The organism is Microbulbifer thermotolerans (genome assembly GCF_900112305.1).
Lineage (GTDB): Bacteria > Pseudomonadota > Gammaproteobacteria > Pseudomonadales > Cellvibrionaceae > Microbulbifer > Microbulbifer thermotolerans.
The window spans coordinates 23,146-44,598 of record NZ_FOKT01000008.1 but is presented as its reverse complement, the minus strand read 5'-3'; the positions used below and the strand labels follow the sequence as shown (position 1 = coordinate 44,598).

20 protein-coding genes are annotated in these 21,453 nt (G+C 58.5%); 12 read left to right on the top strand and 8 right to left on the bottom strand.

Features of this window, described 5'->3' with window-relative positions; genetic code table 11:
* Positions 1-210 precede the first annotated feature (210 nt).
* Positions 211-2,688 carry a M48 family metalloprotease gene (locus tag BM155_RS13410; RefSeq protein ID WP_074903678.1) on the top strand — a complete coding sequence of 826 codons (2,478 nt, stop codon included), beginning with the start codon at positions 211-213 and terminating at the stop codon, positions 2,686-2,688.
* An 8-nt stretch (positions 2,689-2,696) separates the two neighbouring features.
* On the opposite strand, the gene yciH is transcribed toward BM155_RS13410, so the two are convergent.
* Entirely contained in the window at positions 2,697-3,020 is a 324-nt protein-coding gene (gene yciH / locus BM155_RS13405; RefSeq protein ID WP_067157648.1) for a stress response translation initiation inhibitor YciH, read from the bottom strand.
* Positions 3,021-3,140: 120 nt separating this feature from the next.
* Between yciH and BM155_RS13400 the strand changes: the two genes are divergently transcribed.
* Positions 3,141-3,968: an ion transporter gene (locus tag BM155_RS13400; RefSeq protein WP_067153004.1), complete on the top strand. Its 828-nt coding sequence runs from the start codon at positions 3,141-3,143 to the stop codon at positions 3,966-3,968.
* A gap of 42 nt (positions 3,969-4,010) precedes the next feature.
* Here the strand turns inward: BM155_RS13400 and BM155_RS13395 are convergent, their stop codons facing one another.
* Positions 4,011-4,475 carry a PaaI family thioesterase gene (locus BM155_RS13395; protein WP_067153006.1) on the bottom strand — a complete coding sequence of 155 codons (465 nt, stop codon included), beginning with the start codon at positions 4,473-4,475 and terminating at the stop codon, positions 4,011-4,013.
* Positions 4,476-4,575: 100 nt separating this feature from the next.
* Between BM155_RS13395 and BM155_RS13390 the strand changes: the two genes are divergently transcribed.
* From BM155_RS13390 to BM155_RS13360, 7 genes are all read left to right on the top strand, one after another.
* Positions 4,576-5,721: a serine hydrolase domain-containing protein gene (locus tag BM155_RS13390; RefSeq protein WP_067153008.1), complete on the top strand. Its 1,146-nt coding sequence runs from the start codon at positions 4,576-4,578 to the stop codon at positions 5,719-5,721.
* A gap of 14 nt (positions 5,722-5,735) precedes the next feature.
* Positions 5,736-5,963: a SlyX family protein gene (locus tag BM155_RS13385; RefSeq protein ID WP_067157650.1), complete on the top strand. Its 228-nt coding sequence runs from the start codon at positions 5,736-5,738 to the stop codon at positions 5,961-5,963.
* Between the two features lie 970 nt (positions 5,964-6,933).
* A complete protein-coding gene (locus BM155_RS13380; protein ID WP_074903676.1) occupies positions 6,934-7,584 on the top strand; it encodes a YiaD family glycine zipper/OmpA-like lipoprotein in 651 nt (216 codons plus the stop codon).
* Between the two features lie 65 nt (positions 7,585-7,649).
* Positions 7,650-8,108, top strand: a complete 459-nt coding sequence (locus tag BM155_RS13375) for a hypothetical protein (protein ID WP_139223270.1) — start codon at positions 7,650-7,652, stop codon at positions 8,106-8,108.
* 508 nt (positions 8,109-8,616) lie between these two features.
* The gene (locus BM155_RS13370; protein ID WP_067153015.1) at positions 8,617-9,081 is read left to right on the top strand and encodes a hypothetical protein; all 465 of its coding nucleotides are present in this window, start codon (positions 8,617-8,619) and stop codon (positions 9,079-9,081) included.
* A 66-nt stretch (positions 9,082-9,147) separates the two neighbouring features.
* Positions 9,148-9,516 carry a SpoIIAA family protein gene (locus BM155_RS13365; protein WP_067153017.1) on the top strand — a complete coding sequence of 123 codons (369 nt, stop codon included), beginning with the start codon at positions 9,148-9,150 and terminating at the stop codon, positions 9,514-9,516.
* Positions 9,517-9,551: 35 nt separating this feature from the next.
* Complete coding sequence (locus BM155_RS13360) at positions 9,552-10,355, top strand: class I SAM-dependent methyltransferase (RefSeq protein WP_067153019.1); 804 nt, start codon at positions 9,552-9,554, stop codon at positions 10,353-10,355.
* Positions 10,356-10,732: 377 nt separating this feature from the next.
* Here BM155_RS13360 and BM155_RS13355 read toward each other — a convergent pair whose 3' ends face one another.
* From BM155_RS13355 to BM155_RS13340, 4 genes are all read right to left on the bottom strand, one after another.
* The gene (locus BM155_RS13355) at positions 10,733-12,118 is read right to left on the bottom strand and encodes an L-serine ammonia-lyase (RefSeq protein ID WP_067153021.1); all 1,386 of its coding nucleotides are present in this window, start codon (positions 12,116-12,118) and stop codon (positions 10,733-10,735) included.
* Positions 12,119-12,311: 193 nt separating this feature from the next.
* Positions 12,312-13,289, bottom strand: a complete 978-nt coding sequence (cmoB, locus tag BM155_RS13350; RefSeq protein WP_074903675.1) for a tRNA 5-methoxyuridine(34)/uridine 5-oxyacetic acid(34) synthase CmoB — start codon at positions 13,287-13,289, stop codon at positions 12,312-12,314.
* 82 nt (positions 13,290-13,371) lie between these two features.
* Positions 13,372-14,199: a carboxy-S-adenosyl-L-methionine synthase CmoA gene (gene cmoA / locus BM155_RS13345; protein WP_067153025.1), complete on the bottom strand. Its 828-nt coding sequence runs from the start codon at positions 14,197-14,199 to the stop codon at positions 13,372-13,374.
* Positions 14,199-17,108, bottom strand: coding sequence for an insulinase family protein (locus tag BM155_RS13340; RefSeq protein ID WP_074903673.1), 2,910 nt, complete (start codon positions 17,106-17,108; stop codon positions 14,199-14,201). The genes cmoA and BM155_RS13340 overlap by 1 nt, the downstream gene beginning before the upstream one ends.
* 283 nt (positions 17,109-17,391) lie before the next feature.
* On the opposite strand from BM155_RS13340, the gene BM155_RS13335 reads away from it, so the two are divergent.
* The 3 genes from BM155_RS13335 to BM155_RS13325 are packed head-to-tail and all read left to right on the top strand — an operon-like array spanning position 17,392 to position 19,214.
* Positions 17,392-18,102 (top strand): DUF599 domain-containing protein, encoded by a 711-nt coding sequence (locus BM155_RS13335; RefSeq protein ID WP_231902492.1) that lies wholly within the window; start codon positions 17,392-17,394, stop codon positions 18,100-18,102.
* The gene (locus BM155_RS13330) at positions 18,103-18,435 is read left to right on the top strand and encodes a nucleotide pyrophosphohydrolase (protein WP_067153029.1); all 333 of its coding nucleotides are present in this window, start codon (positions 18,103-18,105) and stop codon (positions 18,433-18,435) included. It begins immediately after the preceding gene.
* Positions 18,432-19,214, top strand: coding sequence for a methyltransferase (locus tag BM155_RS13325; protein WP_074903670.1), 783 nt, complete (start codon positions 18,432-18,434; stop codon positions 19,212-19,214). Before BM155_RS13330 ends, BM155_RS13325 begins: the two co-directional genes overlap by 4 nt.
* Positions 19,215-19,514: 300 nt before the next feature.
* On the opposite strand, the gene BM155_RS13320 is transcribed toward BM155_RS13325, so the two are convergent.
* Together BM155_RS13320 and BM155_RS13315 are read right to left on the bottom strand one after the other, a co-directional pair.
* Positions 19,515-20,015, bottom strand: a complete 501-nt coding sequence (locus tag BM155_RS13320) for a J domain-containing protein (protein ID WP_067153034.1) — start codon at positions 20,013-20,015, stop codon at positions 19,515-19,517.
* Between the two features lie 40 nt (positions 20,016-20,055).
* Positions 20,056-21,321 carry a porin family protein gene (locus BM155_RS13315; RefSeq protein ID WP_074903666.1) on the bottom strand — a complete coding sequence of 422 codons (1,266 nt, stop codon included), beginning with the start codon at positions 21,319-21,321 and terminating at the stop codon, positions 20,056-20,058.
* Positions 21,322-21,453: the final 132 nt, after the last annotated feature.

The window sequence follows — 21,453 nt, the reverse complement described above, 5'->3', positions numbered from 1 at the left end:
TTCACGTCGTGCATGGGGCGTGCTACTCAGTAAAGACGGGTTTTTTTCTCTTTGAATCTGTGCGCCCCACCGGCTTTTGTAAAAAACGCCGCCAGTGGCCATTCCGTTGAGAACCAGTGCTCACCCTATGCTGGCGGAATCCATTAGGCTCCGCCGCTCATTCGGTTCAAATGTGACACTGCCTGTCACTTATTGTCTGGGGAGCGCGCAATGTCCGGGCAGGAAAAATATCAGCTGGTTTCCGCGGGAAAGACGCTGCGTGCCAGGGCGCCGGAGGAGGTGCTGCGGGATGCGGCACAGGCTTTTTCCATTCCTCTGTCCCAGGCGCGTAGGTTGTTGCTCAAGGGTTGGGTGATCAAGGACCAACTATCGTCGAAACAAGCGCTGGAATACCGCGTACGGCTGCAGCAAATCGGCCTCAAAGTGGAGGTGTTTCCGGCCGGAAAGTTTGATAACCGAGCACTGGTTGCGCGGATGCAGTTCGCGCAGAAGCGGCGGGCGCGAGCCTCCGCCCAGTCAGTAAAAAAAGCGGCGCGGGTCAAGCCGGACTCCCCTACGGCGGCGGCGCCTTCGGCAGAGAAGCCACGCGACAGTGCCAGAGCGCAGATCGATGCGCTATTTGTCGAAGCGTCACCGGCCGTGAGCGAGTCTCCGGCGGAAAAAATGCAGCTGTTGCTGGGGCTCTTCCCGGCGGCACTGGTTCCGGCGCTGTTTGTTTTTTTGGCGGGAGTGTGTGCATACGGCGCGGCAAGCGCGCTGTGGCGGATTCCCCAGGCGGTTTTTGCGGGGCAATTCAGTGCGCTCACCGCTGTCGGTAGTTTGTTTGCGATATTGATGGCCGCATTTGTCGCAGCACTTTTCGTCTGGCCTTTTTTTGCCGGTCGGCGTCTGGCGCAGCCGGAGTGGCGCGCGGTGCCGCTGAAGCGGCAGGAGGCGCCGGGTTTATACCTTTTACTGGAGGTGTTGGCCGAAAAGGCCGGCCTGCCAGTCGCGGACCGCATATCCGTAACTGCCGGTGTAGAGGTGCTGACGCAGCCCGGGCTGACGGATATTCGCCACCAGCGACTGCCTCTCAACATCGGGTTGGCAGCGGTGCGCTCGCTGAGTGGTGGTGAAATGCTGGCCCTGGTCGCCCAGGCACTGGGGATTTACCGGGGCCAGTTGAGCGGGCTTGCCACTTGGCTGGTACTGGATAGCGCACGGCGACTGCAGCAAATGCAGTGGGCGCTGGAAAACGAGCGCCATATACTCGCTCCCAAGGGGGAGCCCCGTGGGCTCAAATCACTACACACTTTCTTCGCTGCCTGTGGTGGGGTACTACTGCCCCTGGTGGATCGCTTGTGTGAATGGCACCGCCTGTTGACGGGGGCTCTTGCGCGTCTGTTGGTGCGTAGGGGCGATGCCTGGGCCGCGCAAATACTCGGCAGCGAAGGCTATGCCCATTTCGCGGAAAAGTGGCACCAGTTGATTCACGCGGAGTTGCTCGTATCGGAAATCAACCGCGAGGCATCGGTATCAGGGCAGCGGCTGCGGGATTACCCCGAGGCGGTGCACTGGATATTGAACAACCTCGACGGCGAGACCCGCTCCAATATCGAATTGGCAATGGCGCAGACCAGCGATGCCTGGGATGTTACCCAGCCGCCTGACAACGACCGTATTGCCGCGGTCGAGGCGCTTAATCTGCAACCGCTGGTCGGGCGGGATTTTTCCTTCCGCAAGTTGTTTGACAACCCCGAGGCCGCTGCCGAGGCGGTCAGTGCTTTGGTGGCTCCCGATGGGGCACGCCCAGTGGAAAACCGGCAGCTGCTCTGCGTCAGCAAGGAGGCGGAGCAGGCGCAAAAGGTATTGGGAGAGTACTTCAATCAAATGCCCCCGCGCCGCTTCCTGGCGCTGGAGCTGCCCGCGGGTGAGACGATGCAGTCGATGGATTTGCAAGAGACGGTTGACTGGTTGCGGAGCAAGCTGGTCGAGCTGCGGGAGCTGGAACAGCGCGGCGAGGAGTTGCGTGCACGCGGCGCGGCCATGCAGCTGGGCACAGGCCTGATCAAAATTCAGGAAAAGATCGATCCGCGGGCGTTCTTCCTCAGCGGTGCCACGCCGGCGGCGGCGGAGGAATGTATCCGCGACAACCGGGTCCAGCGGGGAGAGCTGCAGCAACAGTTAACGCAGATTCACCGGGTTTTCTTTTTGCGCGTGCAGCGCGCGCTACAATCCATGTCCGCAGCTGAGCGGCAGCCGGCCCAGCGGCAGCTTGCGGCATTGCGCGCCTATTCGGATCTGGCGCTGCGATTGGAGAAGTTGGAGAGCTACGTGGACATTCTTAGCCTGATGATCGACCGCTTGTCTCTCCAAGCCGCTCAGCGCGAACTGGTACAAAAATATTTTTTAATGGCGGGGCAGGCGCTGGAGGGGCTCCTCACAGCGGTAAAGGCTTCCGCGGATCTGCGCGCTCTGGGCCTGGATACGGCGCTGCGGGAGCGCCTGGGTGACACTGCGTCAATGGCACTGCCGCAGCGGCGCCAGGAACTCGTGGATGCTTTGCAGGCACTGGAACTCAGAAGCAAGAATGCCTGTGCGGCCATTTACGAACACTACCGGATACAGTTGGCGCGGTTGGTGGAACTCTGCCTGAAAAGAGAGCAGGCGCTGCAGATTCGCCCGCTGCGCTTGGTGAAGCAGGTGTAGAGGCGGCTTCAGCCGCCCGCCATCTTCACTGTGAAACCCTTCGCCTCGAGTAGGGCTTTGACTTCGCTGCGCTTGTCGCCCTGGATCTCGATCACCCCGTCTTTGAGAGCTCCGCCGCAGCCACAGCGTTTCTTCAGCTCCGCCAGCAGCAGCTTCAGTTCTGCATCGGTGCCGCCGAGGCCGCGCACACAGGTTACTCCTTTGCCTTTGCGCCCCTTGGTTTCACGCTGGATGCGCACTACGCCATCGCCCTCGCGGCGGATTTCCGTTTTAGACGTTTCCTTGATGCGCCCCCGGTCGGTGGAGTAGACGAGGCGGCTTTCTTTTTTCATGGCAACCACTATTTCACCCGTTTTCGACCGCGCAAGGGTACGGTACCAGGCCGGGTCTGTCACCTGTCGCTTCCGGTAAAAAGGCGCCGGCGCTATAGTGCGGTTTTTTCCGGAGGAACCATGGCACTGACAGGTAGACGAAAATGGCTCAATGAGGTGATTTTCGGTACGGATACACCGGCCGGAAGAAACTTCGATGTTTTTTTGATCTGGGCCATCCTGGTCAGTGTCGGGCTGGTGTTGCTGGCTTCGGTGGAGCGCATTGCCGGCCGTTACGGTGAAACCCTCTTTGCGCTCGAGTGGTTTTTTACCGCTTTGTTTACCGTCGAGTACTTCTTGCGTATCTACTGTGCCGTGGAGCGCCGCCGTTATATCTTCAGTTTTTACGGTATTGTCGATCTGCTGGCGATATTACCGAGTTATTTGGCACTGGTGTACACCGGAGCAAGCTATCTGCTGGTTGTGCGGTTGTTGCGGGTGTTGCGCATATTCCGTGTGCTCAAGTTGGTGCGTTATCTGCGCGATGCCAATGTGCTGTTGCGATCATTTGGCCTGGCGCGGCGCAAGATATTGGTCTTTTACGCCAGCGTACTGGTAATGTGTGTGATATTCGGTGCGCTGATGTTCCTGGTGGAGGGCCCCGGACACGGCTTCACCAGTATCCCGAAGAGCGTTTACTGGGCCATTGTGACCATTACCACCGTGGGCTACGGCGATATTTCGCCACACACCGTGCTGGGGCAGGCGATTGCCTCCATGACCATGTTGATCGGCTATTCCATTATTGCCGTGCCCACCGGCATAGTGACCGCGGAACTGGCTTCCGAGCTGCATCAGGAACGCAGTCTGCGCCGCTGCGATAACTGCAGCCGGGCGGGGCACGATCGGGATGCGGAGTACTGTAAGTACTGTGGCTACAAGTTGGAGGACCTCCATGCGGAGCTGTAGCCGTCGCATTTGCGCTATCGTTACGGCACTGCCGCGCCCGGATTACCAGTTGTCCGGCACCCGCACTGCCACCACCTCGGCCGTGGCGCAAACGCGTCCACTGCTGTAGAGGGTGCAGTGCAGCAGCGTTTTTCGATTTGAGCGTTCGATGATGGTTGCCTCGAGAATGACCGGCTTGTCGATGGCTGCCGGTGCGCGGTAGTTCACCTCCAGTTTCCCGGTGGCATACCAGATTTTGTCTCCTGTGCCCGGGTCTCGTCCCGCCTGCCGGTAGGCATCGGCGATGGCTGTGCACACCGTGTGGCAATCGATTACGGTGGCTATGATACCGCCGTTTAGGTATTGCTGTGGGCCCGCATTGTGATGGGGGAGCGGCAGGAACTCGCAGCGGGTTTTATCTTCACCATCCCAGTAGCTTTTGATGCGCAGTCCCCGTTCATTTTCCGGGCCGCAGCCGAAACAGTGGTTGCCCGGGATCTGATCCTGTATTGCCTTTTGTTCACTCATTGTTGTGTTCCCAGTTGATTCGGCGCCATGCTAACGATTTGAGCCGGGCTGTGGAAGAAACTACTATTGCGCCTCATTTTACCCCGCAGGATGGAGACCCATGGAGATCTATGGTTTTTGCGCCCCCGGTTTGGAGCCGCTGTACGATACCTTTGCCGCCAATTTCCGCGAGTGCGGCGACAGCGGTGCAGCTTTTGCGGTGCGTCAGCACGGTGAACTGGTCGTGTCCCTGTGGGCGGGTAGCGCGGACCGCAACGGTGAAACTCCCTATACCGAAGATACTCTGGCCAATGTTTTCTCCTCTTCTAAAGGGGTATTGGCGCTGTTGGTACTGCAGCAGGTGGCAGAGGGCAGGCTGGATCTGGATCGGCCAGTGGCGGATTACTGGCCTGAGTTTGCCGCGGCCGGCAAGGCGCAAGTTACTGCGCGGCAGTTACTGTGCCACCGCGCGGGCCTGGTGGCATTCCGCGAAAAGGTTGCTGACAGCCTGATCTATGACTGGCCCGGGGCCTGTGCCCAGGTGGCTGCTACCGAACCCTGGTGGGAGCCCGGCAGCAAGCAGGGCTATGCGCCATTCCTATACGGCTGGAGTCTCGGCGGTCTGCTCGAGCGTGTCGCCGCCACCGGACTGCTGCAACTGTATCGGCAAGGGCTGGGGGGGACCCTGGATCTGGATGGGGGCTTCGGCGCCGTGGGCCATAAATCAAGCCGGATTGCGGATGTGGGGCCACTCAAACAGCCGTTGCCTGAATTGCGTGAGAATGCCGTGGGCCGGGCGATCAAGGAGGATCGCAAGGGTCCGGTGGCCATGGCCTTTACCAATCCCATGAGCCTGATGATGGGCACCAACAGTGCCGAGTGGCGCGGTGCACTGATACCTGCCGCCAACGGTCACTTCAGTGCCCGTGACCTGGCCACAATCTACGGGGATCTCGCTGCAGAACAACCGCGGACTCTGCCCAAAGTGCTGGTGGAAGAGGCCGGGCGGGAACAGAGTCGCGGGCGCGACGCGGTGCTGCAAGCAGAAGTGAGTTTTGGTTGCGGTTATATCCTCAGTGGCAGGGCTGCGGATCTGCGCTTTGGCGGCGAGCACGGCTTCGGCCATCCCGGTGCCGGTGGCAGTGTCGGATTCGCCGATCCGGATCGGGGCCTCGGCTGCGGGTATGTCACCACGCGCCTGGGCCAAAGCCTGTTTATGGATCGGCGTTCGGTGCGTTTGGTGGAACACCTGTATCAATTGTTGTGAAGGGCGGTACGGTTATGGAACAACGTATGGCGGAATTGTCGGCGAGGGTGGAGGAGTTGGAGAGCCGCGTTGCCTTCCAGGAGGACCTCCTGGGGCAGCTCAACGATGTGATTGCCGCACAGGATGCGGATATCCGGCAGCTGGTGGCACAAGTGCGTGAGCTGGCGGAAAAGTACCGGGATCTGACGTTTGAGATACAAGGTGGCGCCGGTAGCCGGAACGAAAAGCCGCCGCACTATTAGGGATAGGGAGCCTCTGATTAATTGGCTCCTGGACGACAAAGAGACATATCACCCAAATGAGAAGCTCAGGTGGTGGGATGGATATTTCGAAACCGTCGGATACAAGGAGGTATCCGGCGGAGCTACAGGAGAGTGCTCGTGCGTTTTCGAAATATCCATCCCATTACCTGAGCTCCCCGGAACCAACGACTGTGCTCAGGTGAATTCATCTGAGGCTCCTTAGGATCTTCTGCTGAATTCACACGGGAGCTATGCCGCTTTCGCGCGCTCGGGCCAAGGGGGGATAGCGGGAAAACGCATCTTTTCTTCCCCATCGCTCAGGGCCTGTGTCCGAGGGGGCAAAGTTTCAGCCTCGTGATACTCGGCACGTGTGTTATCCCTGCGCGGAAGCGGAGACGACAGAATGAGTAGTCGCCAGGGGGATTTCTGATTGGTACAAACGTACCTTAATTACCAGCACGCTATAGTCCACTGTCATCTAATCATAAATTTTTCTTAAAAATTTATTTCCCACCTGGAAGTCAAGTATTGACAAAATTTTTTCCACATGTATTTGGCAATTGTGCGTGTTTATCCTCAGCTTGCGCCAAAGTGGTACGAAAGCACTTTAATACGACGTAAGCTACTGATTTATAAGGAAAAATTTAAAAAGGTTAAAAAGTGTTCGATTCGCTAAGGGTAAGAAATTTCGCTGGCTAGCGCTGACATTAAGCGGTTCTTGCACAGAGTTATCCACAGAATTTGTGGAAGAAAGAGCGCGCTTCGGGTGGCGTATGGGTCGACGGCATCTTAACAATCCCTGACACTTCTGCCGTCGAGATTTGAGCGGTAAGCAGTAGACGTGCCTGCTTTTTCGCCATAGGCTTCGCTACCGAAATGAAGGGGCGATTCAGCTGCCAGACAGCTGTATCCGGCATACTTCCCCTCACTCGACACATTTCATCGAAAAAAAGCGTTAGGAGAGTCTTAGATGAAAAAAATGGTAGCAATTCTCGCACTGGGCTCGCTGGTAGGCTGTACCACGCTGGATCCTTACACCGGGGAGAGCAAGACCAGTAACGCCGCAAAGGGGGCCGGTATCGGTGCCGTGGCGGGAGCCATCGTCGGTGCGGCTACCGCCAGCAAAAAAGACCGTGAGAAGGGCGCTATTACCGGCGCACTGGGCGGTGCGGCCATCGGCGGTGGTATCGGCTACTATATGGATCGTCAGGAAATGGCGTTGCGCCAACGCCTGGAGGGAACTGGCGTACGAGTACAGCGTGAAGGCGACAACATCCGTTTGATTATGCCGGGCAACATTACCTTTGCCACCAACCGCGCGGATATTCGTTCCGACTTCTATGACACCCTGGACTCCGTCATTCTGGTACTCAAGGAGTTTGACCAGACCGCAATCCGCGTCAGTGGTCACACCGATAGCACAGGTTCTGATGTTTATAACCAAACACTGAGTGAGCGCCGCGCCAATTCCGTTGCCAACTTCTTTGTCAGCCGTGGGGTTGCGGCAGGCCGCGTGCAAGCGGTGGGCTACGGAGAGCGCTACCCCATTGCCAGCAACGACACAGAGTCTGGCCGCCAAGCCAACCGCAGGGTGGAGCTGGAGCTGTTGCCGCTCAAATAACACGGGAACAAAGGGCACTCTGGTGCCCTTTTTTGTGGGCGCAAGACAAGATAAGGAGGCGTGGAGTGGATAACAACGGAAGTGGAAGGCGCCTGTCCGCAAGGGCAATTTTCCTCGGTTTGGCGATGTTGATCGCGCCCCTTTTTGCGGCGGCGCAGGTTGAGAACGGTGACACGCTCGCTGAGCGTTTTGCGGAAGCGGAGCTGGTCGCGCAGGTGCAGATTAACGCTATTCACCGGGATGTGGATAACGCCCTGTCCGAACCGGGCATGGTAGCCATTTCTGGCTACGTCTATTCAGCCACCTCCATGCGGGTCTGGAAGGGTAAGGCCGATGGTTTGATCGCTTTCCGGCTCGGCTTTGAGTCCTGTGACAAGAAATTGGAAAAGGGCGCCCGGTACCTGATATTTGCCAGTCCGGACAGCAAGGGCCGCCTGCAGCTGCGCGGTTGTGATGCTGTGATGGAAGAGTCCGAGGCCGCGCCCCTGCTGGCGCGTTTAAAACAGTTTCAGCTACAGGGGTAGAGCCCCTGGATACTTATGCGGGTGGACAGGGCGAGTGTTGGTTCACCCGCTTATCTCCTTCGCTGTGTGCTGGCAAAGAGGGCTGGTGGAAAGCCCGCGGAATTTTCTCTGTCGCTTTATCAGATAACTTTTTGGTGTGGCTGAAGCGGATCTTCACCCCCAGGGTGTAACGCACTGAAGCTTCCCGGGAACAAAGTGCCGTAGCTAGTGGTTTTTTGTTTCCCAGCACTGCACACTGATAAATCCTCTTGTTGTAATTTCGCTTTTTTTAATAGCAATTGGTGCTGAACAAGGGGAAGCATGTTCCTTGAAGAACCCAAAGGCCGAGTTATTCTTATCAATATTGGCGTCAACTTCTTTTGCCAACCCGCGTATCGCGGAGAACGGCTTGGCGTCAAGGGGCGAGTGGAGGGTGCAGAGTTACTGTTGGCCACCGGGGTCCGGTGCTGCAGCATGCCTCGCTACAAAAGTCTCAATACGCAACAGCCAGGGGTCAATAGGTGGGTTTATGAAAAAGCTTTTGCTTCCACTGATAATCTTGCTGCTGATTATCGGTTACTTTATGTCGCGCGGCGGCGATCACAAGGCCAAAGATGCCTATGATTCGCTCGATAAGCCCGGAACCGAACAACATATGGAGGATACCACTCCACCGGACAACACCGCCCCTCCAACTGATACTGAGACACCACCCGATGGCATGGGCACAGATATGCCACAGGAATCCGATCGGCCGGATACTGTGCCGCCGGGAGCGAGTAGTGATCCCTCGTTGATGGATAAAGCGGAGGGAGCTGCCAAGGATGTCGGAAAGGCTGTCGGCGACGCTGCGGAAGATGCCGGACGGGCGGTGAAGGACGCTGGTGATGCCACCAAGAAGGCCGCTGAAGATGCGGCGGACAAGCTGCGGGGCAAGCACACCGACAGTGATGAGAGTTCTGACAGCGACAGTGATGATGAACCGCAGAACTGATACTTTAATTTCACCACAGTCAGTGGAAGCCGCGCACCCGTCGCGGCTTCCGCTATACCGTGACAGATGATTGATCATAATTGGCACTGGGGACACAAAGTACTCGAAGTGCGGCCCTCGGGCCCTCTGGAGGAAGAAGATTTCCGGATACTGGCAGCTCAGGTGGACCCGGTAATCAGCGAGTATGGCCGGCTGAACGGGCTCTTGGTTGATGCGAGGGATTTTGCCGGCTGGGAGAGTTTTGCCACGCTTGTCTGTCACTGTAAATTTGTCCGCGATCACCACCGCTATATTCACCGGATCGCGGTGGTCTCCGATCACGGCCTGCTCGGTTATATGCCGCGCCTGGTCGACCATTTCGTCAGTGCCGAGGTCCGGCCTTTTCCCTCGGCGGACTATACGCGGGCGCTGGAGTGGCTCGCCGAGCCGGGTTAGCATTCCGCTCTTCTGAAACAACCTCTGGACAGGATGTGAGAAATCCATTGGCCCTGGTCGCCGGTGCGGCCGAATGCTTGCCCGAGGCCCGGGCACTGGCGGACGAGTTGAAAATCCCCTGTTTGGACTGCGTAGATCCGGTGGATATCGCCGAGCCGGCTTATGTGCTGCAGCTGGGTGCGCAGTTGCAACTGTGCGCTACCGGGCGCAAGGCACCCGGTCCGGTACTGGTGGATTTTGTCGGTGGCACGCTGGCGCACCGGCGCAAGTATGGCGGTGGCAAGGGACAGCAGATCGCCAAGGCGGTGGGGATACGGGGCGGATTTGGTCCGCGCGTAGTGGACGCGACCGCAGGCTTGGGGCGGGATGCCTTTGTGCTGGCGTCTCTCGGTTGTGCAGTGCATATGCTGGAGCGCAATACGGTTGTGCGCGCACTGTTACGGGATGGATTGGAAAGGTTGCGGCGGGCGGCGAGCGAAGATCCGACACTGGCTGAAATCGCCGCGCGCATGACCTTGGAGGAGCGGCCAATTTCTGCGCTGGATTGGCTCGCGCAGCAGCCGGCGAACTCAATACCCGTAGTCTATCTGGACCCGATGTTCCCCGCGCGGGACAAAAGTGCCAAAGTGAAAAAGGAGATGGCGGCTTTTCATCAGTTAGTCGGTTCTGACGAGGACGCGGACGCACTGCTGGCGCCGGCCTATGCCGCCTGCTATTACCGGGTGGTGGTCAAGCGTCCGCGTGTCGCCCCCTTCCTGGCCGGTAAAAAACCTGCCCTGTCACTGCAGGGTAAGTCGGGGCGCTTTGATATCTATACCAAGCACGGTATACCGACTTGACCGTTGGTAATGCCGTGTGGGAACACGGGACAATGGTGACCAATCGAGGGGATTGCCGCTCGGGGAACCTCTGATTTATGTGCAAAAGTGCTGTAGTTAGTATCGAGACGCTCAGGCTCTGAAGTCTCTTTACCGACAGGAATTAAACGCATCAGAAGTTCTCTAGGGAGCCACTGATTAATTCACCTGAGCACAGTCGTTGATTCCGGGGCGCTCAGGTAATGGTGGATATTTCGAAAACACACGAGTACTTTCCTGTAGCTCCGCCGGATACCTCCTTGTATCCGACGGTTTCGAAATATCCATCCCACCACCTGAGCTTCTTATTTGTGTGATATATCTCTTTGTCGTCCAGGAGCCAATTAATCAGAGGCTTCCTAGCAGTTCACCGCGTTTACCGCCAGTCCGCCGAGAGCGGTTTCCTTGTACTTGCTCTGCATATCGATACCCGTCTGGCGCATTGTTTCGATAACGCTGTCCAGCGGGACAACATGAGCGCCGTCTCCCCGCAGTGCCAGGCGTGCGGCGTTGATTGCCTTGACCGATCCCATGGTGTTGCGCTCGATACAGGGCACTTGTACAAGGCCGCCGATGGGGTCACAGGTAAGGCCCAGGTTGTGCTCCATGCCGATCTCGGCGGCGTTTTCTATCTGCTGGTTGCTGCCGCCCTGAACCGCTGCCAGACCCGCGGACGCCATGGAGCAGGCCACGCCGATTTCTCCCTGACAGCCTACTTCCGCCGCGGAAATAGAGGCGTTCTTCTTGTACAGCATGCCGATGGCGCCAGCGGTGAGCAGAAATTTGACCACCTGATCTTTCAGGTCGCCGTGCACCGCTGGGTCGTGGACAAAATTGACATAGTAGGCGATAACCGCGGGAATCACGCCGGCGGCGCCGTTCGTGGGAGCTGTGACGATCCGCCCGCGGGCCGCATTTTCTTCGTTGACCGCAAGGGCATAGAGGCTGACCCAGTCGAGAATAGCGAGACCGCTCCTGCGCTCTTCCTCCGATTGCCCGCTGAGTTCCCTGTAAAGCTCAGCCGCGCGACGGCGCACATTGAGACCGCCCGGCAGTATGCCCTGACGGCGGCAGCCGCGTTGGATGGAAGCGTCCATCACCTGCCAGATATGCCACAGACGATCGGTTACTTCCCGCTCACTGCGAAACGCTTTTTCGTTGGCCATGGCCAGCTCGGCAATGGTCCAGCCGTGTTTGTCGCACAATTCCATCAGCTGGCGGGCGGAGCTGAAGTCAAAGGGCAGCAAGGTGGCGATTTCCTCTTTGTGGGCGAAATCTTCTTCCGATAGCACGAAACCGCCGCCGATAGAGAAATAGCTGCGTTCGAACAGCAGCTCGCCGCCCCGGTAGGCCTGGCAGGTCATGCCATTGGCGTGTTGCGGTAGGAATTGGTCGCCGTGGAAGATCAGGTCCCGGTTGCGATCAAAGGTAACGGGGTGGCTGCCCCCGAGTGCCAATTGGCTTTCCCGCGCTATGGCTTCAAGCCTGTCGTCGATACTGTCCACATCGATGGTATCCGGTGCCTCGCCGAGAAGGCCCATCAACACCGCCATGTCGGTGCCATGACCCACACCGGTCAGGGCCAGCGACCCGTACAGGTGGACTTGCACCCGCTCGGCTGCCTGTAGTTGCCCGCGTTTATCCAGGTCGTGGACGAATTGGCGGGCGGCGACCATGGGCCCCACGGTATGGGAGCTGGAGGGGCCAACGCCGATTTTAAAAAGTTCAAATACGCTAATGCTCATAAACGCTCTCGGGGCTGGACACCCGGATAATGCACCATTTGAGCGCAGACTGTGCCAGTCGTGCGGCACTGATCAAGAGGCAGGCGAGGAAAAGATAGAAAACTCTGAAACTAGCGCATTTACGCGTACAGAATCCTGCTTGGATGAGGGAAGCGCCGGCAAAATCGCAGGCGCTTACAACAGTTTCTGACTATTAGGTCGCGTTTGCGACCACAACGGCCCGTAGAGGCGCCGGATGCCCTTCAATGGTTTTGTGTGGCGATTTGGGGTCAAGAAAATCCGCCAGAGATTCGAAATGCATCCAGTCGGTGCGACGCTGTTCCTCAATGCTGGTCGTGTTGAGGTTCACTGTGCGTGGATTTTCAAAGCCGCATTTGCGCAGCCAGCTCTCCAAAGTGGCACAGCTGGGAATAAACCAAACGTTGCGCATCTTGGCATAACGCCCCTCGGGAACCAGGCACTCGCCCAATTCACCTTCAATGACCAGCGTCTCCAGGATCAGCTGACCGCCGGGGCGCAAAGTTTCGCGCAGTTCGCGCAGGTGATCCATCGGCGAGCGGCGGTGGTAGAGCACGCCCATGGAAAAGGTGGTATCGAAAGCGCGCAATCTGGGGGGCAGGGCCTCAATGCCGAGAGGCAGTAAGTCCACTGGCTGATCTTCGCCCAGGTATTTTTTCAGAGCGTAAAACTGCGCCACATATTTTGCCGAGGGGTCGATGCCCATCACCCGCCGTGCGCCGGCGCCGAAACTGCGCCAGCAGTGGTAGCCGTTGCCGCAGCCGACATCCAGTACCAAGTGATCCTTGAGTGGCGCCAGGTGCGGCAACACCCGGTCCCACTTCCAGTCCGAGCGCCACTCGGTGTCGATGGTGAGGCCGAATACTTCCCAGGGCCCCTTGCGCCAGGGGTGCAGTTTGCGCAGCTGTTGCTCCAGTTCCGCCAATTGTTCTGGAGAGGCGTCTTCTGCACTGCCGATACTTACCGCACATTGTACGTCGATGGTGGATGGGGCAATGTCCGGCAGTGCTCTGAGGGCCGCGTGCCAGTCCGGCAGGTCGCCCCAGCGGTGCGGGCTCAGGCCCTCGGCCACTTGTGCCGGGAGTTGTGCCAGCCAGGGGCGCAGCTCGGGAATATGCTGAAGGGCGGCGTAGAGCGGAGTGTAGTCGATCATCGATTAGGGTACCTCTGAAGAAGTCGCGTCCTGGCGGTAAAGATACTTCGGGGCCCGAAGGGCCCGGAATCAGCTACAGCGCTCATGGGGATTGAATCAGAGGCTCCTTGGCGTCACTAGCGCCGCTATGTGAGGGCGTCGGCTTCGCTTTAATCGCAATAAGAGAGGCAAAATTAAAACACTGAAACCAGACGTCCACGCTAGTGAAGCCCACGGCTTTCAGACGTTCGCGGTGGGTATCGAGGGTTTCCGGGATCAACACGTTTTCCAGCGCGGTGCGTTTCTGGGCGATTTCCAGTTCGCTATAGCCGTTGGCACGTTTGAAGGCGTGGTGCAGATCGATCATCAGTTCGCGGTGGTCCGGGTCAGTGAAGTCCACCTTTTCCGAGATGATCAGTATGCCGCCGGGACGCAGGCCGTCGTAAATCTTGCGCGCGATAGACAGGCGATCCGCCACCGGGACAAACTGCAGGGTGAAATTGAGCACCACCACGGAAGCGTTTTCAATCCGCACATTTTGCAGATCGTCACAGATCAGCTGCACCGGTATCCTGCCGCTGTCCGCCGCCAGCACTTTGCGCGCTTGCTCCACCATGGCTTCGGAATTGTCCACGGCGATAATCTCGCAATCCGCCGCCGGAATCCGGTGGCGCATGGCGAGGGTGGCCGCGCAGAGGGAGCTGCCCAGATCGTAACAGCGGCTGCCGGCCTGGGCATAGCGCTCGGCCAGAGTGCCGATCATCGCCACTATGGTGGTGTAACCGGGCACCGAACGCTGGATCATATCGGGGAAAACGTCAACGACGGACTGGTCGAAGGTAAAGCCGCTCACCTCGCCAAGTGGGCTCGCGTAGATATTGTCGCGTCGGATTGCGGTCCCGTGATTCTGCGGGTCGGAGTTTCGCCCCATCAAAGCTTCTCCTCCGTCAGGCCGAGATCCAGCCCTTCCGCGCGTCCCGCTTGTCCGGTAACGACTGCGGTGCTTGCTCTGTCCGGAGAGAGATAGGTGTCGGCAACTCGCTTGAGATCCTCCAGGCGCACCTCGGTCACCCGGCGGCGGAATTCCTGGCGCACCTGATGGGTGCGACCGTAAAGCGCGGAATGGAAGGCTTTCTTGGCTTCGCCAGCGGGGGAGCCGGGCTTGTCCAGAGCGCCCACCACGCCCAGTATGGCTTCTTCCACCTGTTCCTCTTTGTGGGGCTCCTCTGCGAGCCACTGCAGGGATGCGTCAAAGTCTTTGAGGGTTCCGGCCATGCGTGGATCGCGGTAGGAATAGAAGCGGAACACACCGATATTGCTGTCGTGACTGGCGCCGCCACCGTAGGCGCCACCTTGTTCGCGGATGGCCCGGTGCAGGAAGCCGTTGCGAAGGAATCCCCCCAGTACAGCCAGTGGCGCGGCATCCGGATGGGTGAAGGGCACTGTGGCATAGGCTTTTGCGCAGAAGTTGACCTGACTGTTGGCGACCCACAATTCCCGCGTCTGGCGGGGATCGAAGGGGGCGTTGGGATCCGCTGCAGCAAGGGCCGGTGCGGCGGCGAGGGGCGCCAGTACCCGACTGAAATCCTGCAGCCTGTCGCCTTCGCCGATCAAAAGGAACTGGCGCTCGGCCTTGAGAATTTTATTGTGAATGTCCCTCAGAGTGGCCGCGAGATTCTCCAGGGCCTGCTCGCGGTCGATATCGCGGACCAGGGTCTTCAGCTGGCGCAGACCCAGCAGGCCGCCGCTGGCGTGACTTTCGTAGGCGGCGCGGTTGTAGCCGGCGCTGGCGGCGGCCATGGCCAGGGCGTGGCCATTGCCGACGACGCTCTGATCGCGCCGGGCCAGCGTTTGCAGCAGTAGCTCCTTGATGCGCGGGAGTTCGTCAAAGCGCGCTTCTTCCACCGTCGCCTGCATCAGTTCGGTAAGTGCAGCCTGGTTGCGGGCCAGGGCCTTGCCGGAGAGCACGAAGTGACCGGAGAGCTGCTGCAAGTTGTCGATGGCGGTGCGGCTGCTGGTATATCCGTGCAGGGCGCCGGCGACGCGGGTCTGCCACTGCTGCACTTCCAGGTAATCCTTATTGCCGAGGCCCACTTCGCAGAGTATCTGGCAGTAGTAGGGCAGGAGTTGTTTTTCCTCCTCGCTGAATTCGGGCAGCGCGCAGATCAGTTGCTGATAGACGAGTCCATTGGTCCCTGTGCTGTAGCGGGTGAGCTTCCGGTCGCTTAGAGAAACCTCTTCACCTTCTACTTCGGGGAGTTGCGAGGGAATATCTTCGACGCCCACCTTGGGAAGGATGGATATGTCGTCTTCCTGTTGCTGGCGCTCCTGTAGAGCGCGGGCAGTCTGCACAATACGCTGTTTTTCGTTTTCATCGAGGCCAGCCTTGATTGCCGCCAGACGCGCTTTTTCCTCGGCTTCGCGGCGCTCGGCCAGCTTGTTATCTGGCGTCAACACCAGCCGTACCCGGTGCTGATTTTCCACCAGCAGTTGGCGCACCTTATCGGCGATAAAGCGGGGGTCCTTGATCTGTTCGCGCAATTTCTCCAGCGTGGGGTCTATATTCAACAGGCCGATGGCGTCGCCGCGGTGGGTGGCACCGGTTAGCGCGGTCAGTATCAGCTGCAGGCCGTATGGATAGCCGTCCCCGGTGATTTCGCGTTGGTGCAGTTCCAGTTGGTGCAGACTGGCGGCCACCTGTTCGTAGGGCAGCCCTTTCTCGGCCACTTCCTCGAGCACGGCGAGTATCTGTTTTTCCAGCTCGTCGGCGCGGTCCCGTTCGCTGCCTTCAATGCCGCAGACAAAGACCAGCTCGCGCTGGGAGTCGTCCAGCCCCACCAGTGGCGACGGGGCGGTCCCCAGGTCCGTGGTCTCCAGCAGTTTCATCAGTGGTGAAGCGCTGTTGTCCAGTAGCACGCCGGATATCAGGTGGGCGGTCAGTACGTCTTCCAGGTTGGTGACGTCACCGAGCAGCCAGCCGAGCACAATATGGGTTTTCTTTTCGAGAGATTCCTCGTTGAGTGGGTAGTGCTCCTCGACGCGCAGCGGTGCCAGGTAGCGGTCTTCGCGCCCGACGGATATGGTCTCTTGCAATGGTTCGAATTTGTGCAGCGCTTTTTCCTCGAACACCGCTTGGTGTTCCGCGGCGGGAATATCGCCAAAGGTCATGAAGATAGCGTTGCTCGGGTGATAGTGGGAACGGTAGAAATCCACCAGCTGCTCATAGGTGAGCTTGGGGATATCCGCCGGATCGCCACCGGAGTTGTAGTGGTAGGTAGTGCTGGGGAAGAGGTATTTGCTCAGTGTCTGCCACAGTTGAGAGCCGACAGAGCTCATGGCGCCCTTCATTTCGTTGTAGACCACACCTTTGTAAACCAGCTCGCTGTCCGGGTTGTCCATCTCCGCGAACTCCAGACGGTGGCCCTCCTGTGCAAAATCCAACGGATCGAGGCGGGAGAAGAAGACCGCATCCAGGTAGACGTCGAGCAGGTTGTTGAAGTCTTTGCGGTTTTGGCTGGCAAAGGGGTAGGCGGTCCAATCCGAACTGGTAAAGGCGTTCATAAAAGTGTTCAGGGAACGCCGTATCATAGTGAAGAAAGGATCGCGCACCGGGTACTTTTCGCTGCCGCAAAGCGCCGTGTGCTCAAGAATATGGGCCACACCGGTGGAGTCCTGGGGGACAGTACGCAGCGCCACCAGGAAGACGTTCTCCGGATTGTCTGCGGCGATATGCAGGTGCTGGGCGCCGGTCTTGATGTGGCGGTACTCTTCCACGCGTACACCGAGAGATTCGATTTCCGCGCTGGTAACCAGTTCGAAAGCAGGGTGTGAGTTGCTCAAAAGACAGCTCCGTTGATTTATGCAAATTCTGCGGCCGGCCAAGCCGGCATTGGGACACTATTCTACCGTTTGCCCCGCGGGGAATAACAGTATTGACACGGTTGTCGGCTGGGCCAAGACTTCGCTGCACAAAGATCGCGGAGGGGTAATTTTACGGGATCGTCGGCAAGCGGTCTGCGTTCTCCCACTGGTGGCCAAGTATCGCGACGCCTTTAATTTATGACTGAAACTGGCGATACTCGAGTAGACCGAGCATAACTGTAGACGAAGACGGAGTAATGCGTTGACTTGGCTGGATATCGCTAGCGTCAGTGGCTTTATGATTACCTGGGCGGGCTATACCGTGTTTGCGCGTAGGAAGGCGAAAGTGACCTGGTCCCTGTCTTCGTCCTTGCAGTGGTATCGGGTGGAGTGGATGCTGTGCATGCTACAGCGGGATATGCGCATGCCGGATGCCGCCATTATCGGCAACCTCGAACGGGTGATCGGCTTTTTCGCCTCTACCAGTATTCTGATCCTGGCGGGTTTGGTGACGGCGCTTTCCGCAAACAAGGCCGCGATAGAGGTGTTGAGCAGCCTGCCGTTCGGCGAGCAAACCGCGGAGCAGTTCGAGTTGAAGATACTGCTGTTAGTGCTCATTTTTATCTTTGCGTTTTTCAATTTCACCTGGTCCCTGCGCCAGTACTCTTTCGCCAATGTGCTGATGGGCGCCGCGCCGCCAGCGGATGCCGATGACATTACTGAGGAGGAGCGGCGCCGCTTTGCCATCAGTACCGCCAAGGTGATTGATCAGGCTGGGCACAGCTATAACTATGGCCTGCGATCCTATTACTTTGCGATGGCGGTCATGGGCTGGTTTATTCATCCGGTGCTTTTTATCGCCTGCTATCTGATGGTGGTCTGGGTGCTCTACCAGCGGGAATTCCGTTCACGCACTCTCCAGGCCATACTGGCCGCGAAGGGGCGCGCAATGGAACAGCGATGGGATAAGTAAATGGATAGCAATACGATCCTCGCAGCCTTTGACGACGTTGCCCGCCGCCGCGGCTGGCAGCCGCTGCACAAGCCGAAGAATTTGGCCATGGCGCTGTTCGTGGAAGTCGCCGAGTTGTGCCGGCACTTGCAGTGGCGCAGTGACGGGGAAATAGAGGCTATGATGCGCACCCCGGAAGCGGGCGAGGTGGCGGCAGAGCTGGCGGATATCCAGATGTACCTGATGAAATTGGCCGCGATACTGGACGTGGATATGGAGAAGGCTCTGGCCGAAAAGATTGCCGAAAACCGACGCCGCTGCGCGGATAAAACTGCGGAGGTCTATCCCGGATGACCTCAGACCGCAATTTTGACGATTTGGCGCACCGCTTTCGCAACCGCATCTACGGTGGTCTCAAAGGGGACATCCGCTTGGCCGTGCTGAACCGCGATTTGGCGCCATTGCTCGAGGAGGGCGGGCCGAGCCTGAAGGTGATTGATGCCGGCGGCGGTCAGGGGCAGTTCGCGATGGATCTGGCCGCCGCCGGGCATCGCGTTTTCCTGGCCGATATTTCCGCGCAGATGTTGGCGCAAGCCGAGCAACAGTTGCAGGAGCGGCAGCTGCAGGAACGGGTGACCCTGTTGCAGCGGCCACTGCAGGAGTTGGCGGAATTGCCGGAGCTGCAAAACGCCGATCTGGTGATCTGCCACGCTGTGCTGGAGTGGCTGGCACGGCCCAAGGAAGCGATCGACCGTTTGCGCGCGCTGCTGAAACCCGGTGGGCATCTGTCCCTGACCTTCTACAATCGGCGCGCCTTGGAATTCCGTTTGCTGCAGCGGGGCAGTTTCCGGCAGCTGGACCACAATATCGAAACGGGGCATTGGGGCGGCCATCCTGGCAGCCTTACGCCGCAGAATCCGCTGTTGCTGGAATGGGTGGGGGACTGGGTGGCCCAGGCGGGGCTCGCGGTTGTCGCCCACAGTGGCATTCGCTGTTTCCACGATTTTATGACGCCGGAAATGCGCGACCGCCTGCCCGCGGCGGCGATCGTGGAAAAGGAGCTGGCTTATTCCCGTGTGGAACCTTACCGGCAGCTGGCGCGCTATATCCACCTGCTCTGTATGTTGCCTTAGGGAACCTCTGATTAATTCGCGTGAACACTCTGGTAGCTTCCGGGGCGCTCAGGCAATAGGACGGACATTTCGAAAACGCACGAGTACTTCTCTGTAGCTCCGACGGATACATCCCTGTATCCGACGGTTTCGAAATGCCCGTCCTATCACCTGAGCTTCACATCCGCCCCCGAAGCGCCTCTGCCATCAGAAAGTGACTTAATCAGAGGTTCCTTAGGCGTATCCAGCGTGATGGAAGGCGCGTGAGTTACTGGGGCCTGCAGAGGTTTCTGTGCCAGGCAGCGAATGTACCTGCGGTTTCTAAAGGTCGCGCAGTAGCAACTCCTTTGCGGCATTGACCCGCGAGGCCAGATAATCACTGCCTCCCCGGTCCGGGTGCAATTTTTGGATCAACCTGCGGTGCGCATCGATAATTTCAGCGCGACTGGCGTTTTCGCCAACATTGAGTATGCGGCGCGCCTCGGTGGCGGTTAGCGGCGGCTGGCGGTCGGTATCGCCGCCGTTCCGCTCAGTTTGCTCTTTTCTGGCCTGGGCGTGGCGGGCCAACAGCGGTGCCAGCCACGGCAGGTGGCGGCCGAGCCAGCCGAGCGCTTTCCCGGCCAACGGCAATGCGACTGCCACGGCGGCGCCAACCCAGTGCAGGCGGCCGCTAATGGCGAGCAGCACCGCCGCTAGCGCCAGACCGATCAGCAGCCATTGCAGCAACAATTTGCGGCGCTCGCGCGGAGCGCTGGCTTTGAATTTTTGCCATGCCAGCCAGGCAAAGATACCGACGGCGATCAATAGAATGATGCGGGCCAAAGGTCAATCCTCTTGCGTCGAACTCCGGTCCGCTAGCTTATCAGATGTCGACCCTTACGCCCGCCGCGATAAAGTCACCGGAGGATTCCGCCACCCGGTTACTGTCGTCTATACCTCCTTCGATATAGAGGCGTACGTGGGAATTCCACTTGTAGTTAAATCCCAGGAAGTACTTGGCCAGGCGGTATTTATCCCCTGTCACCAGCCCCTCTTCAAACTCGTCGTCGTCATAGGATTTCAGTAGGTTGTGTCCACCGTAGATGGAGTAGCAGTTCAAGGCGCCCCAGGTCCAGCTGACGTAGGACTCAGAGCCGATCGCGTTGAAAAAATTGAGGACACCCATGGTTGAGTTCGGCGGGGCGATTTCATTGTTGTGGGAGCGGTGCCAGTTAAAGGCGGCATACAGCCCTTCTTCCAGGGGGCCCTTACCGTAGGCGATACCGCCGATAAAGGCGAAATCATTTCCGCTTTCGTTAATTTCTTCGTCGTCGCGGATCAGTACAGGAAAGGCCGGGTCGGAAATATCGAACAGCATGCCATCTTCCGTAAAGAGATCCAGGTTCACCCGGTTGTACGCAGTGCCGAGAAACAGCCCATCGCCGATATCCACCGTGTAGGTTAGGGAGGCGCCGCGTGAAATGCCGTACTCGCAGTCATCTGTCGGGCATACGAGCAGTGTGTCCGGCCCCCTGGCATCTTGCACCATATAGTCCAGTTTTCCCGCGTGCGCGGCGTACTGTAGGCCTATTTGAAACTCGCCGCCGAAACCTTTCCAGCGTTTGCGCCAAGTGAGAGCCGCGTCGGCACGCCCAGTACCGGTGACGCCGCCATCTCCCCCCAAGGCAAAGGCACCGCTGGCGAGTGCGCCCGATACGTTGTACCAATCGGTGATATAGGCGATGTCGTAGTAAACCGACCACTGCTTGCCGACACGGAAGTCGCCCCAAAAGTCATGTTGCGCAAACGCGTTGCCGTGACGGATGTAGAGCGGGTCTGCGATCTCGCCGGATTCCGCCTGCTGGTCACCGGATATGACGATTTCCTGATCGGGGGAAACGGCCAGAAGGCCCCACTCGAGAAAGAACCCGACATTCCATTGATCGTACGCGGGTGTCTCCAGTTTTAAACTGAGCCGCGAGGCGCCGTCGATCAGTTCCGTGTTACCGTCGATATTGATTTGATGAGCCGTCAGGTAGCCGTTGATGTGAAGGGATACCAGATCGGATTCATATAGGGGCAGGGCCGTGCCGATCCCTGAAAACAGCAGGCCGCCACAGGCGGGGATAATCCATATACATCTGCGCATTTTGCTCTATACCACTTCCCTGTTGTGTTGTACGGACAATTTTTTATCCGCGTCCTATAGGGTAGATCATCGATGTGTGGAAGGTGGAATGCCGCATAACCAATGTTGAAGCCGCCAGCCGGTACTTCCCCG

What these genes read in the sequence shown, in the direction of transcription:
- BM155_RS13355 (WP_067153021.1), bottom strand. Translation starts at nt 12,118, where the DNA reads ATGAGCATTAGCGTATTTGAACTTTTTAAAATCGGCGTTGGCCCCTCC.
- cmoA (WP_067153025.1), bottom strand. Translation starts at nt 14,199, where the DNA reads ATGGGGCGAAACTCCGACCCGCAGAATCACGGGACCGCAATCCGACGC.
- cmoB (WP_074903675.1), bottom strand. Translation starts at nt 13,289, where the DNA reads ATGATCGACTACACTCCGCTCTACGCCGCCCTTCAGCATATTCCCGAG.
- yciH (WP_067157648.1), bottom strand. Translation starts at nt 3,020, where the DNA reads ATGAAAAAAGAAAGCCGCCTCGTCTACTCCACCGACCGGGGGCGCATC.
- BM155_RS13365 (WP_067153017.1), top strand. Translation starts at nt 9,148, where the DNA reads ATGATTGATCATAATTGGCACTGGGGACACAAAGTACTCGAAGTGCGG.
- BM155_RS13325 (WP_074903670.1), top strand. Translation starts at nt 18,432, where the DNA reads ATGACCTCAGACCGCAATTTTGACGATTTGGCGCACCGCTTTCGCAAC.
- BM155_RS13400 (WP_067153004.1), top strand. Translation starts at nt 3,141, where the DNA reads ATGGCACTGACAGGTAGACGAAAATGGCTCAATGAGGTGATTTTCGGT.
- BM155_RS13330 (WP_067153029.1), top strand. Translation starts at nt 18,103, where the DNA reads ATGGATAGCAATACGATCCTCGCAGCCTTTGACGACGTTGCCCGCCGC.
- BM155_RS13390 (WP_067153008.1), top strand. Translation starts at nt 4,576, where the DNA reads ATGGAGATCTATGGTTTTTGCGCCCCCGGTTTGGAGCCGCTGTACGAT.
- BM155_RS13410 (WP_074903678.1), top strand. Translation starts at nt 211, where the DNA reads ATGTCCGGGCAGGAAAAATATCAGCTGGTTTCCGCGGGAAAGACGCTG.
- BM155_RS13380 (WP_074903676.1), top strand. Translation starts at nt 6,934, where the DNA reads ATGAAAAAAATGGTAGCAATTCTCGCACTGGGCTCGCTGGTAGGCTGT.
- BM155_RS13315 (WP_074903666.1), bottom strand. Translation starts at nt 21,321, where the DNA reads ATGCGCAGATGTATATGGATTATCCCCGCCTGTGGCGGCCTGCTGTTT.
- BM155_RS13385 (WP_067157650.1), top strand. Translation starts at nt 5,736, where the DNA reads ATGGAACAACGTATGGCGGAATTGTCGGCGAGGGTGGAGGAGTTGGAG.
- BM155_RS13395 (WP_067153006.1), bottom strand. Translation starts at nt 4,475, where the DNA reads ATGAGTGAACAAAAGGCAATACAGGATCAGATCCCGGGCAACCACTGT.
- BM155_RS13370 (WP_067153015.1), top strand. Translation starts at nt 8,617, where the DNA reads ATGAAAAAGCTTTTGCTTCCACTGATAATCTTGCTGCTGATTATCGGT.